This window comes from Epilithonimonas bovis DSM 19482 (assembly GCF_900108115.1).
GTDB classification, from domain to species: Bacteria; Bacteroidota; Bacteroidia; order Flavobacteriales; family Weeksellaceae; genus Epilithonimonas; species Epilithonimonas bovis.
Genome location: NZ_FTPU01000009.1, coordinates 1 through 13266, shown reverse-complemented (window position 1 = coordinate 13266; position 13266 = coordinate 1). Strand labels below are relative to the sequence as shown.

At 38.4% G+C, this 13266-nt stretch carries 15 protein-coding genes and 1 pseudogene; 8 read left to right on the top strand and 8 right to left on the bottom strand.

The window, feature by feature from the left end:
- Positions 1 to 443: 443 nt before the first annotated feature.
- Positions 444 to 920 (bottom strand): DinB family protein, encoded by a 477-nt coding sequence (locus tag B0B05_RS05265; protein WP_076782436.1) that lies wholly within the window; start codon positions 918 to 920, stop codon positions 444 to 446.
- A 186-nt stretch (positions 921 to 1106) separates the two neighbouring features.
- Between B0B05_RS05265 and B0B05_RS05260 the strand changes: the two genes are divergently transcribed.
- The 6 genes from B0B05_RS05260 to B0B05_RS05235 all read left to right on the top strand — a co-directional run bounded on the left by B0B05_RS05260 (position 1107) and on the right by B0B05_RS05235 (position 6661).
- A complete protein-coding gene (locus tag B0B05_RS05260; RefSeq protein ID WP_076782435.1) occupies positions 1107 to 2111 on the top strand; it encodes an AAA family ATPase in 1005 nt (334 codons plus the stop codon).
- A 166-nt stretch (positions 2112 to 2277) separates the two neighbouring features.
- Positions 2278 to 2667, top strand: coding sequence for a four helix bundle protein (locus B0B05_RS05255; protein ID WP_076782434.1), 390 nt, complete (start codon positions 2278 to 2280; stop codon positions 2665 to 2667).
- A 44-nt stretch (positions 2668 to 2711) separates the two neighbouring features.
- Complete coding sequence (locus B0B05_RS05250) at positions 2712 to 3572, top strand: DUF58 domain-containing protein (RefSeq protein ID WP_076782433.1); 861 nt, start codon at positions 2712 to 2714, stop codon at positions 3570 to 3572.
- Positions 3573 to 3663: 91 nt separating this feature from the next.
- Complete coding sequence (locus tag B0B05_RS05245) at positions 3664 to 4611, top strand: BatD family protein (RefSeq protein ID WP_076782432.1); 948 nt, start codon at positions 3664 to 3666, stop codon at positions 4609 to 4611.
- A gap of 37 nt (positions 4612 to 4648) precedes the next feature.
- Positions 4649 to 5638 (top strand): VWA domain-containing protein, encoded by a 990-nt coding sequence (locus tag B0B05_RS05240; protein WP_076782431.1) that lies wholly within the window; start codon positions 4649 to 4651, stop codon positions 5636 to 5638.
- 15 nt (positions 5639 to 5653) lie between these two features.
- Positions 5654 to 6661, top strand: a complete 1008-nt coding sequence (locus B0B05_RS05235) for a vWA domain-containing protein (protein ID WP_076782430.1) — start codon at positions 5654 to 5656, stop codon at positions 6659 to 6661.
- 331 nt (positions 6662 to 6992) lie between these two features.
- Here the strand turns inward: B0B05_RS05235 and rplI are convergent, their stop codons facing one another.
- The 6 genes and pseudogenes from rplI to B0B05_RS05205 all read right to left on the bottom strand — a co-directional run bounded on the left by rplI (position 6993) and on the right by B0B05_RS05205 (position 11822).
- Positions 6993 to 7496 carry a 50S ribosomal protein L9 gene (gene rplI / locus B0B05_RS05230; protein ID WP_076782429.1) on the bottom strand — a complete coding sequence of 168 codons (504 nt, stop codon included), beginning with the start codon at positions 7494 to 7496 and terminating at the stop codon, positions 6993 to 6995.
- Between the two features lie 157 nt (positions 7497 to 7653).
- On the bottom strand, positions 7654 to 7956 hold the full coding sequence (gene rpsR, locus B0B05_RS05225; protein ID WP_027382072.1) for a 30S ribosomal protein S18: 303 nt from the start codon (positions 7954 to 7956) through the stop codon (positions 7654 to 7656).
- 26 nt (positions 7957 to 7982) lie between these two features.
- Entirely contained in the window at positions 7983 to 8324 is a 342-nt protein-coding gene (rpsF, locus tag B0B05_RS05220) for a 30S ribosomal protein S6 (RefSeq protein ID WP_076782428.1), read from the bottom strand.
- A 108-nt stretch (positions 8325 to 8432) separates the two neighbouring features.
- Positions 8433 to 9780 (bottom strand): annotated as a pseudogene (locus B0B05_RS05215) (chloride channel protein).
- 2 nt (positions 9781 to 9782) lie between these two features.
- Positions 9783 to 10613 carry a dihydropteroate synthase gene (gene folP, locus B0B05_RS05210; protein ID WP_076782427.1) on the bottom strand — a complete coding sequence of 277 codons (831 nt, stop codon included), beginning with the start codon at positions 10611 to 10613 and terminating at the stop codon, positions 9783 to 9785.
- A gap of 141 nt (positions 10614 to 10754) precedes the next feature.
- Positions 10755 to 11822 carry a DUF2891 domain-containing protein gene (locus tag B0B05_RS05205; protein WP_076782426.1) on the bottom strand — a complete coding sequence of 356 codons (1068 nt, stop codon included), beginning with the start codon at positions 11820 to 11822 and terminating at the stop codon, positions 10755 to 10757.
- Between the two features lie 99 nt (positions 11823 to 11921).
- Here B0B05_RS05205 and B0B05_RS05200 point away from each other — a divergent pair, with 99 nt between their 5' ends.
- A complete protein-coding gene (locus tag B0B05_RS05200) occupies positions 11922 to 12467 on the top strand; it encodes a DUF1599 domain-containing protein (protein WP_076782425.1) in 546 nt (181 codons plus the stop codon).
- A 43-nt stretch (positions 12468 to 12510) separates the two neighbouring features.
- Positions 12511 to 12813 (top strand): four helix bundle protein, encoded by a 303-nt coding sequence (locus B0B05_RS05195; RefSeq protein WP_076782424.1) that lies wholly within the window; start codon positions 12511 to 12513, stop codon positions 12811 to 12813.
- On the opposite strand, the gene B0B05_RS05190 is transcribed toward B0B05_RS05195, so the two are convergent.
- Positions 12810 to 13266: IS982 family transposase (locus B0B05_RS05190; protein WP_143745949.1), on the bottom strand; the 457-nt coding region annotated here is incomplete at its 5' end. The genes B0B05_RS05195 and B0B05_RS05190 overlap by 4 nt on opposite strands.

Sequence of the window (13266 nt, the reverse complement as noted above, 5' to 3'; positions counted from 1 at the left end):
ATGATTTCCATATATCATGCAGTTAGAAAAATAGGATTAAACCGCGTTGTTGATTTTATAAAATTATCGATGATAAGGTATGATATTGTTATTAGGCCGTCCCATGCACTATCCATGGCTTATCCATGGCTTTGCTACGGTGGGGATATGATTGGAAGAAACGATTATTTTTTCGAATAATATAATGCAGCATGCATCCATAAAAACGTGATTATGGACAATTGTGTTCATGATGAATTAAGATTCAAACGAATAGGTGATTGTAGATAATAACAAATATAATGAATTGCTATGTATTTTAAAATTTTAGAGGTCACCAATTAATGACATACTGAGAAATGTAATATTCTCGCTGATGATGCAGATTTTGCAGATTTTAAAAAATAGTCAGAAATCAGAATATTTGACGAGATGAAAATATCTTATGGCCTCTATAAAATTCTTTACAGGCTCAAACCTTCGCCAATCAATGCTCTTTTTTGGGAAAGGATATAACCGTAATGGATGCACTCATGCATGTTGTTAAAAATAATAGCATCCTGGATGTTTTTAAGATCAATCCCAAAACTGGTGGAGTAGGGCGTGTAATCCGAGAAAAAGTCGGCGTCATAATCTTTCATCAGGATTTTGGATGTCTCGATAAGCAAAAATGCAAGATCCTCCATTTCGGTCTGTTTTACATCCACATTCGCAAAGGTCCCTTTTTTATAAGTTTCTATCCAGTATTTGTCGATGCGGAACTGGTTACCGCTAAGGTAGTAGCAAAGGAGTTGCTGCTGGGCGATACAGTGGGCAATGTTCCAGTATATATTGTTATTGAAGCCATCAGGGATGGTGAGCAGGTCTTTTTCGGATGTGTTCTGTAATATGTCAAGCAGGTTTTTTCTCACCTGTCTGTGATTAGCAAAATGATAGTTCATTTTTTTAAATTCAGTTTTGATTGATAAATGTAAGAAAAAAGTAGTTAACAGGCTTTTGTTATGGCGTTTTTAACAACTTTATAACTCCTCTTTTGTTTTAACAAATATTTAACGCAAGATTAGCAGTTATTGTGTTTGCTGTTGCTGGTTTTTATATGAAATTTACCAATTATTTTTAATACCACCATGTCAGAATTGAATCAAGCAGAAGATATCAAACAGCTTACAGAGAAAGTTAGAGAACAAAACTATTTCTTCTCCATTTTAAAACAAGAGATTAACCGTGTTATCATAGGTCAGGAATACATGATTGACCGCCTGTTGATAGGGCTTTTGGGCAACGGCCATGTCCTCCTGGAGGGCGTTCCCGGACTGGCCAAAACATTAGCTATCAAGACTTTGGCTGATGCCGTGCACGGGCAGTTTTCCAGGATTCAGTTTACGCCGGATCTTTTGCCTGCCGATGTTGTGGGGACGATGGTTTATAACGTGAAAGACAACGATTTCTCTATAAAAAAAGGACCTGTATTCGCTAATTTTGTATTGGCAGATGAGATCAACAGGGCGCCTGCCAAAGTGCAGTCTGCACTGCTGGAAGTGATGCAGGAGAAACAGGTAACCATTGGTGATGAGACTATGCCACTGCCAAAACCTTTTCTTGTGTTGGCAACGCAAAATCCTATCGATCAGGAGGGGACTTATCTTTTGCCGGAAGCCCAGACCGACCGTTTTATGCTGAAATGCAAAATAGATTACCCGGAGTTTGAAGATGAGAGAAAGGTGATGAGGATGGTTTCTACACAGGATATCCCGCAAATCCGACAGGTGGTTAATCTTGAGCAGATCGTGGAAGCTAAAAAACTGATTAACCAGATTTACCTGGACGAAAAAATCGAAAAGTATATTCTGGATATGGTTTTTGCAACACGTTACCCGGAAAAATACGGTCTGTCTGACATCAAAAACTATATTAGTTTTGGCGCATCACCAAGAGCGAGTATTAATTTAGCCATTGCTTCCAGAGCCTATGCCTTTATCAAGGGAAGGGCATTTGTAATACCGGAAGATGTGAAGGAAATTGCAAAAGATGTATTGAGGCACAGGATCGGATTGAGTTTTGAAGCAGAGGCTGAAGAAGTGACTCAGGACGATATTGTCAACAAAATATTAAGTAAAATCCAGGCGCCTTAGGAGCCCAATATTTACAAATGATTAAATAAGTCTTTGCGGTTTTTTTAATTTGGTTGTCAGTTGATAGTGGTCAATTGTCGGGTTACTAAAAGCGATGATTTGAATACTGTCAACCGATGACCGCCAAAATTGTTAGTTCAAAGTTTAAGGTTTAGAATTCAGAGTTATGGCAACGATTAAGACGTTTGAAGATTTAGAAATTTGGCAATTGTCTCGGTTGTTATGTCAAGAGATTTATCATATAATTGAAAATACAAACCTTAAAAACAATTATAGACTTTGTAATCAAATTGACGGTTCTTCGGGTTCGATAATGGATAATATAGCAGAGGGTTTTGAAAGAAATGGAAATAGAGAATTTATTCAGTTTTTATCAATTGCAAAAGCATCTTGTGGAGAGACAGGGTCGCAAATGTATAGGTTTTTTGATAGAAATTTTATTTCAAAAGGTAAATTTGAAAATTTGATTGAACAAACTGAAACTTTAAGTAAGAGAATTGGAGCTTTTATTAATTATTTAAGCAATAGTGAAATGAAAGGTTCAAAATATAAATAACTTTAGCGTTGAATTAAAAAACTTTGAACTTAAAACTCAGAACCTTGAATATACAAGACATTGTCAAAAAAGTAAAGCAAATCGAAATCCGTACCCGTAAAAAGACGGAAGCATCGCTTATGGGGCAATATCACAGCGCCTTCAAGGGGCAGGGGATGACGTTTTCCGAAGTGCGGCAGTATCAGACAGGTGATGATACACGCCGGATCGACTGGAACAAGACCGCACGTTTTCGCGAGCCTTTTGTAAAAGTGATGGAAGAGGAACGGGAACTCACCATGATGCTGCTCGTAGATATATCTGCATCAATGGATTATGGTACCAAAACGCAGCTGAAACGCGAATATGTTGCCGAAATCTGCGCTTCTCTCGGTTTTTCTGCTGCCGGTAATAACGATAAAGTAGGATTGATTTTATATGCTGACAAGGTACTGAAAGTTGTGCCGCCACAAAAAGGGAGAAAGCATATATTATCCATTATCAGCCAGATTCTTACCGTAGACTATGTTCCGGCAAAATCCAATGTTGATGCCGCCTTTAACTATATGATGAGTGTTTTCAAACGAAAATCCCTTGTTTTTGTTTTTTCGGATTTCGAGGATGAACCGGATCAGAAAATCCTGAATGTCACTGCCAGAAAACACCAGTTGCTGGGGCTTCGTGTCTATGATGACAAAGATGTGGAGATACCGGATATCGGCTATGCACTTTTCCGTGATGCGGAAACGGGGCAACAGGTCTGGGCTAATACTTCCAGCCAACGCTGGCGGTACGAATTTGCTGAACAACAGAAGCAAAAAATGCGTCGTATAAAAGAAGAATTTGAGACATCGTCCGCACATCTTCTGGATATTAAAACATCAGACGACTACAGTAAATTGCTGTATCAGTATTTCAGGAAATAGAAAAAATAAAAAAGAATCAGGACGCTGTGACTCCGCTCAGCGTGACAAATTGAAACTATCAACTATCAACCGACAACTGTCAACAACATAAATGCCTTACAGATCATTCAAAATATTATTTTCGTTTTTTATCCTCTTTTTCTCGCTAGGGTTTTCACAAACCTTATCATCAAACCTGGACAAGACCACGCTGGCCTTGGGCGAGGTTGCGGTGTACAAAATTCAGATTCTGGATCTGGATGGGAAAGATGTGCAGATAGCACCGAGAAATGAGTTACTGCCTTTCCATTTTGAAATGGTGAACGACAGTATTGCCAAACAGAAAGATATTTATCTCCGTTCTGTGAAGTTTGCGATTTTCCAGGAAGGGAAGTTTAAAATTCCCGAAATAGAAGTGAAGGTAGGCGGTAAAATCTTTAAAACAATCCCTTATGAAGTAGAAGTCATTAATACCGCCAAAAAAGGTGACCAGATTAATGATATTATGAAGAATAAGGAAGTAGAACTTAATGTCAAAGATTACTGGGATCTTTATAAATTCTATGTCCTGGTTACTCTGCTAATTATTGCCATCATTATTCTAATTATCGGGATTATAAAATGGGGCAGAAAAAGTAAAAGCAGCCCTGCTGTAACAACCAATGAAACACTGAAAGATCTGGATAAACTCAAAAAGAAAAAGTATATCGAGAACCAAAATTTCCGCGCCTTTTATGTGGAACTGATGGATATTACCAGAAGGTTTATCACCAGGCAGTATCAGATTCCAGCAGATGTACTGTTGACTGATGATCTGATTGATTATATGAAGAATACCAATGCTATTTCTCAGGAAAATGAGAAAGTGGTAGAAGATATATTCCTGCGCGGCGACCTGGTGAAGTTTGCCAAAACAATCCCTTCCCAAGAGCTGATGACAAAGGATTTTGATGAGATCAGGGATTTTGTAAGACGTTCTACAAAAGATGTAGAGGCAGAACACCTACGCAGTATGAATATCCCGGAATCACAGGACAACTCAAATATTCGGAAATTTTAAATAACATCAATTATCATTAATCAATTATAAGTAACACGTGAATTTCGAGTTTTACAGTCCCTGGTTTTTACTTCTTTTTCTTTTGTTTATTCCATTATTAATTTTGGATGCCGGCAAAAGAAAGAGCAAAGGCATTGTGGTACCTACGGTTAATAATATGCAGCCAAGCGGAAATATTTCGCTGGTGATAAAATTTTTGAAACTTTCCAAGTACATTATTCTTTCTGCTCTGATTGTTGCTCTGGCCAGGCCCAGGACTTACACCATTTCTCAGGACAGAGATGAGACCAAAGGGATAGATATTATGCTTTCGGTAGATGTGTCCCTGAGTATGTTGGCCAAAGATCTTGATCCGGACCGGCTGGAAGCGCTTAAGAAAATTGCCGTTGATTTTGTTAAAAAAAGAGAGAATGACAGGATTGGCTTGGTGGCATATTCGGGAGAGGCTTATACCAAAGTCCCTTTAACTACAGATCATGACGTCGTCATTGATGAATTAAACCAACTTAATCCTCTTGAACTGCAGGCGGGAACTGCCATAGGTGAAGGGCTGTCCGTCGCTGTCAACCACCTGAAAAAAAGTAAGGCCAAAAGCAAAATTATCATCCTGATGACTGATGGTGTTAATACCGTTCTTAACGCCATGCCACCACAGATTGCAGCCGAATTAGCAAAGAATAATGGCATTAAGGTTTATACGGTTGGGATTGGAAGCAATGGTTTTGCGGCTTTTCCTACGGGTACCAATATTTTTGGAGACATCGTTTTCACGCAGCAGAAAACTGAAATCGATGAAAATACATTGATTGATATTGCGCAATTAACAGGTGGTAAATATTTCCGTGCAACATCCAACAGTGGGCTGCAAAATGTCTATGACGAGATCAACCAACTGGAAAAATCGGATGTTAAAACATCCAAATTGTATAATTATGAGGAATATTTCAGGATTTTCCTTTGGGTCGCTTTAGCTTTTCTGTTGTTGGATGCATTGTTGCGTTGGGTCATTTTTAAAATTTTGAACTAAGTAGATGTTAGGCTGATGAATTGGTATTTAGGAAATTACTGGTATCTGTTATTATTGATGTTGTTGCCCATTATTGGCTACTTCATCATCCATTATATCCATTGGAAAGACAGGAAAAGAAATCTGTTCGCCGAGAGTCGTTTCCGGGATGTTTTGTTTGATAAAACCTCCTGGTTTACCAAACTGTTTCCGGTTTTGTACCTGCTTGGTTTTTTGTTCCTGATATTTTCCGTCATTGATCTTTTGGGAGGGAAAGAGGAGATCAATGTACAGCAAAATGTGAGCAACACCATTTTTGTGCTGGATGTCTCCAATTCTATGAATGCCCAGGACATCCAACCCAGCCGACTGGAGGAGGCTAAAAATATTATTATTAACTCCTTGCAGAAATTAACCAACGACAGGATTGGTATCATCGTATTTGCTGGTGACGCCACATCGGTAATGCCTTTATCAAGTGATTATTCGGCAGCGGAAAATTATCTTTTTGGTATCGAGACCAGCGTAATCCAAAATCAGGGAACCGACTTTCTTAAACCTATGCAGATTGCTGCTCAAAAATTTAAAAATATTTCCAAAGGTTCAAGAAATATTGTTTTGATAAGCGATGGCGAGGATAACGAAGGCCATGAGGAAGAAGCGATAAGCCTTGCTAAAAAAGAAGGCATCAGGATTACTACTATTGGTGTGGGGACTGAGCAGGGTGCACCCATTCCGGAGTATTATTTTGGTCAGCTGATGGGCTACAAATCCGATATGTATGGGGAAACAGTCGTGTCTAAACTGCAGACCAAGGCTTTAAGGAATATTGCATCCTCCACAGGTGGTGAATACCTGGATGGTAATAATCTGGACACAGTCATTAATCAGCTTGTAAAAGAATTGCATCAATCAGCCAGTTCCAGCTCAACAACGATTAATTCTCAGTCCGCTGTCCATTACTATCAATATTTCCTGGCGGCATCCATTTTCTTTTTTGTTTTAATTTACCTATTTAATCCCAAAAGAGATTTTAATATTTAATCTACAATCTCAGTAGCTGGTCAATCATTATTTCTTTTTGATGGAGGGCTTCGTTTGAGCCATATCTGAGTTAAGAGGCGATATATTATGTTCCGCGAGATGTGTTTTTCCATCAATTAACAGAACGACTTGCATCATTCATGAGTTAAGGCTTTATGAATGATTTTCCGTATTACCGTGTTTTATATTTTCGAAATATAGTGAGATTAGCGATGGCTGAAGCGAGACGGTTGTAATTGTATGCTTGCGATTAGGCTGCTGATTGGTTTACAAAAAAAAATAGACTGTCTCGGGAGACAGTCTATTATGATAAAACGATTAAGTTTTTTTATTAAGCTTCTTCAGTTTTAGGAGCTTCCTCTTTTTTAGCAGGAGCAGCTACTACCGGAGCATCAGAAACGATATCAAACTCATAGTTATACTCAACATTTCTGTGAAGTCTAACATTAGCAGAGAATTTACCAGTTCTTTTGATAGTATTACCAGGGATTCTGATGTATTTTTTATCAACCACAACACCAGCTTTTGCCAAAGCAGCAGCTAGATCTGCATTGTTGATAGAACCAAACAATTTGTCACCAGAACCTACTTTTGCAGGAATAGTAACAGAAGTTTTCTTCAATTGGTCTACAATTGCATTAGCAGCAGCAACCAATTTAGCTTCTTCTTCTTTTCTTGTTTCCAATGTCGCTTCTAATTGCGCTTTGTTCTTAGGCGTTGCCAATAATGCGAAACCCTGAGGAATTAGGAAGTTTCTGGCATAACCAGGTTTTACATTTACTGTATCAAACTCAAGTCCTAAGTTTTCTACGTCTTTTTTTAGGATAATTTCCATTTGTTGTTGTCCTTTTTTAGATGTTAGATAGTAGATGTTAGATAGTAGACTTGAAGTCTAATGTCTGAAATCTGAAATCTAAATCAAGTTAGAATTTAATTAATTTATTCAGCAACAAAAAGCCAAAAGCGATGCGCTAATGGCTAATTGCAATTTTTTATTTCAAAAGATCCGCTACGTAAGGCATCAAAGCAAGATGTCTTGCTCTTTTGATTGCAGCAGATACTTTTCTCTGATATTTAAGAGAAGTACCAGTGTATCTCCTTGGTAAGATTTTACCTTGTTCGTTTACGAACTGAAGAAGGAAGTCAGCATCTTTGTAATCAACATGCTTGATTCCGAATTTTTTGAATCTACAGTATTTCTTTTCAGATTTTGTATTGATATCAAGTGGAGTAAGAAATTTTACTTCCGATTCGCCTCCGGCAGAGGCTTGTTTTGCCATATCGTCTATTGCCATTGTTTTAAAATTTTAAAGGTTAATAATTAAGCTTTAGAAGCTTTTAGTTTGCTTCTTCTTGTTACTGCATAATCTACAGCGTGCTTGTCAAGTTTAGTCGTTAGGTAACGGATTACTCTCTCATCACGTTTGAAAGCAGTTTCAAGATCTGCAACTACAGTACCTTCTCCTTTGAATTCGATTAGGGTATAAAAACCATTCTTTTTCAATTGGATTGGGTAAGCCAATTTTTTAAGTCCCCAATTTTCTTTGGCAACGATTTCGCAATTGTTTGAAGTTAATAGATCTTCAAATTTTTTCACTGCTTCCTCCACCTGAGCATCAGATAGAACGGGAGTTAAAATGAAAACAGTTTCGTAATTGTTCATAATGTTAATTGTGTTAATTAAAAATTCGAGCTGCAAAAGTACAACTTTTTTATGAATTAATGTGTTGTTCGATGGATAATTTAAATTAGAATTTGATACATTAAGTTTTTATTTACTTCGGAGTTCTTTCAAGAAGCTGATTTTTAATTCTTCATACAAAGAATGACGGCTGACCAACACCGAAAAAATGGAAGACATCATGCCTGCTAACATCAGATGAAAAATCAATGAGTGCCGGTCTGTCATTTCCAAAACCAAAATAGCAGAAGTAAAAGGCGCTCTGGTGATCCCTGTGAGAAAAGCAACCATCCCTGCGAGAATCAGGACATTGGTTTCATTGTCAGAGAGATTCATGACGCCTCCAAATACACTGCCCATGGATGCACCTGCAGATAATGCCGGGGCAAAAATACCTCCCGCTCCTCCTGAGGTGAATGCTAAGGCCGGCCCCAACATCCTTAGGATTGGGACGTACCAGGCTTCCGTTTTATTTTCGGTGAATAAAACTCTTTCTATAATATCTTTACCTGAGCCTAAAATGTCACGGTTGAGAAAGTAAGCAATCATAGCAATGATTAATCCCGAAATTACAAGAAAAATGATGTTAGCGGCCTGTGATTTTAGCTTTTTCTTGAGTCGGCTGATTTTAAGCATCGCAACTGATAATTGACTGCTGAGAATACCACAGATGCCGGAAACAAAGATGATTGGGAACATAATCCACAATGTTACACCTTGCGTTTTGGGGTAACCAAGATACAAATAAGAGCCGGCCAGTGTCTGTGCGGTAAGCCCTGCAATGATGACGGCTGTAAAAAGAGCGGTTTTAAAGTAATTGATATGAGTTTTGGATAATTCCTCAACCGCAAAAACAATCCCTCCCAATGGCGTATTGAAAGCGGCCGACAACCCGGCGGCTGCGCCGGTAAGAATCATATTTTTCTTAGAAATCCGGGGCCACCAATCCGGTAACAGTTCATACACTTTTCTGAATACCGAACCTGCAATCTGGATGGTTGGACCCTCACGCCCAATGGCTCCTCCGGCAGTGACCAGGATAAAACTGGAAATAATTTTTACCAGCAGTATTTTGAAAACTTAGCAGATTTTTGATCAGGTAATTTTCTTTGGGATTGGCCAGTTCTACCGCTGCCATTACCTGAGGGATACCACTGCCTCTAGATAAGGGCGCAAATTTTTGTACTATTAGCCAGGACAGTACAAAACCAGCGGGCGCAATCAGGAAAATCATCCAAAGATGCCAGTCCAGTATTTTGTGAAGCAGCTCTTCGCCATAAGCAAAGATTTGCGCATAAAGTACCGCTATCAAACCGGTTATGACAGATCCGATCCAAAAAGGTATTGCCTGAAGCAGATTTTGCTTGAGATGCTCATTCCGGATGTTGTCAAAGGAATTTTTTAGGACTTTTCTGATATAGCGGAAGATCGTTTTCATGCTCAGAGTTTCAGGGTTTCCGGATGATGCAGGCGGATGATGCTTGCTCCTTTTTCTAACAGCTTAAGATGTAAATCTAATGTTTCTTTTTCAACTTCGTTTGGTTGTTTTCCCAAAGGTTTGTAAATGAATGATTTTTTTGATATCCCAGCCAGAACGGGTAAATGCCCAAAACCAATATATTGGAACTCATCTATCATTTTATATTGATCTTCTACTGTTTTGCCAAATCCAAATCCCGGGTCAAGAATAATATCGGTAATACCTTTCTTTCTCAAGAGATTTACTTTTTCAGAGAAAAAATAATTAATGGCGAGGATGATGTCATCATATTTTATTTTCTCATGCATCTGTTGATAGGTTGGATTGACGTGCATTAATATATAAGGCAAACCGGTTTTTGCAACCGTGTCCAACAAATCAGAATCGAATTGTCCTGCGGAGATGTCGTTTACCAAATCGATGCCTTCGTCAAAACCGAATTTTACCACCTCCGAATAAAATGTATCCAGGGAAATAAGGCTATCCGGGAACTCTTTTTTGATTAAAGATATGATATTTCCGATCCTGTCGATTTCTTCTTCTGCTTTTAGAAATTCTGCTTTTGGACGAGTCGATTGTGCACCAATGTCGATAATTGTTGCGCCGTTTTTTAGTAGCTTTTCGGCTTGTTGCAAAGCAGATTTTTCATTATTGAATTGACCGCCGTCCGAAAAAGAATCGGGTGTCAGGTTCAGGATTCCCATTAATCTGGGTTTTGAGAGGTCTACCAGCCTGCCGTTGCAGTTGATGGAGAAAAATGGCGATGTATTGTTGCTTATTGTAAAATCCATGGATAATAAGTTCTTGAAAAGGATTAGTCGTGTATTTTTAGACTAAGACAGTTTGATATAAGTCTTTTATCTTTTCTCTATTTTCTTTCATCTACTTAAGTCAGATTTTAAAATCAGTTCCTAATAAAAACAAATAATCTTTTAATTGGTCATAGCATAAACGGCAAAACTGGCCAGCCAGTGATCGCCGCCATAATTTCCCTGGAAAATAACAGGCAGGGCATTGGTAATAAATTTTTCACGAGTCACTTCAAAAGTCTTTTTAAGAGGATCGTTTTGTGGTAAAGCGTTCGCTATATTTTTCATCGCCCAGGCCTTGGAAAATGACAGGCCGACCAGATGCACAGTCTGATAGTCATTAATATCACTGATAACTGGTATCTGCTCTATGTTGATCAAACTTCTCTTTTCATAAAATTGATGGATCCATTTTTTAAAATCTTTTTGTGGAAGAACCCGGCTCATCAGTTCAGCAATTTCAAGACTTGGAGAGAAAAAATCGCTGCCGTCGGGCTCCAGATAGGCTGGTGTTTTGGTATTACTGAGGTAAAAAGTTTTGGCTTTGTCAGACAATTCTTTTTCAAATGTGGTATCGCCCACCTGCCTTGCCCAATCGATGGCAAAGGACATCGCAAAAGCTGTATTGGGATGGACTCCGGTTCTGTTGGGGTAAGTCTGTTTCGGTAAGTAATCTTTCCAGAGCCTAAGTATTTCGTCGGTTAAAGGCTTTAGGTTCTGGTGCCAAATTTTTGCTTTGGGATGGTCCCATTTTGCCAATTCTTCGTCCAGTTTTAGGATCCACGCCCAGCCATAAGTTCTTTCAAAATTGGTTGCTACCTGATATTTGGTAAAATAATTGGCTTCTTCTTTTATCTTTTCGGGGAGGAAAGATTGATCAAGGACAGCGATGATGTGATCCCTGTTTTCCAGATTGTTGACAGTTCTCAGCAATCGCAACAGCATCCAGTGGCCATGCACAGAGCTGTGCCAGTCAAAACAACCGTAGAAACTCGGGTGCAGTTCTTTTGGGGTCAATATAGCGTCTTTCTCGTTGTTGATGACGTGCGCTGTTTTGTTGGGATAAGCCTGGTTTATGCATTTCATTGGCATAGTTGCCAGCTTATTCGCCATTTCTGTAGTAAGTCCCCGTTGTTGTTGGGCATTGCTGAAAATAGAAGATAGCAGTAAGAGAGATAGGACGATTTTCATTAATTGCAATTTTGAGATATAAAAATAGATAATTTTTCCGCTTGTTAATCAAAATTTGAAAACAACTAAATTTGTATCTTTGACCAATTAGACAGATTTATGCACGACACATCCGCGCAGTTTGACGGCGTTCTCGCTGCCTGCAGAGCGCTTTTTGAGAAAAAAATGAAGGATTACGGGACAGCCTGGCGTGTTTTACGGCCAAGTTCTGTTACCGATCAGATTTATATTAAGGTTAACAGGATCAGGACTTTGCAGATGACTCATGTTAAGATGGTTAACGAGAGTGAGGAAGACGAATTTGTAGCCATTGTCAACTATTCTATCATCGGACTGATACAGTTGGAGAAAGGTTTTTCTGATGAACTGAATGCCAATCCGGAAGAGATTATCAATCTTTATGATTCTTACGCCCAACAAGCCAAAGAACTGATGGAGCGCAAAAACCACGATTATGGCGAGGCCTGGCGGGATATGAGAATATCATCCATTACAGATCTTATTTATCAGAAAGTGTTGAGAACCAAACAGATAGAAGATAACGAAGGACGGACTTTGGTTTCGGAAGGCCTGGATGCCAACTACTTCGACATGCTGAATTACGCCGTTTTTTGTTTGATCAAAATGATGGAAGTTGGAGGCTAGAAGCTGGAAGATTACAGACTTTGTGAATACTAATGTATTATTAATGAGCTTTAAATTTGAAAAATTAATTATTTGGCAAAAATCGATGGATTTTGGAGAGAAGGTATTTGAAATTTCCAAATTTTTTCCAAAAGATGAAATGTTCAATCTGACTTCTCAAATAAGAAGAGCTGTTGATTCTGTTGCGTTAAATATTTCAGAAGGTTCTATTTTACAATCTAAATTAGAGTTCCAAAGGTTTTTGGGGTTTTCTATCCGGTCTTTGGCAGAAGTTGTAACCTGCCTGTATAAATCAAAAAACAGAAATTATATATCAGAAGAGAAATTTAACCTGTTGTGCATTTAGCACAAATTAATTTTTAACTTATTCAAACTTCTCTTGAAGACGAAAAAATTGAGATATTGAATCATGGTAAAAGAAGTTATTTTTGATACTATTCTTGTTGCCAAACCTTGAAAGGTTTTTGCGAGGTTAATATTCATTAAGAACTGTCCGCACAGTTGCGAAATATTGGTTTCAATCCTCTTTCTGATTTTTGATTTTGTCTTGGAAAAGTCCACAAAATTATGCTGGTTTTTACGCATTGGAACCGAAAGATTTATCTTGGAATAGTTGAATAAATCCAGTTGGAGTTCTTTGCTGATGTACCCTCTGTCGCCGATTAATAAGCAATTTTCAAAATTCTCCTTAATGTCGTGCAGATAGTTCACGTCGTGAACGTTTGCAGGGGAAAAATCAAACGAGTGGAAGATTCCATTTTTGTCACAAACCACATGAAGTTTATAGCCAAAATACCTA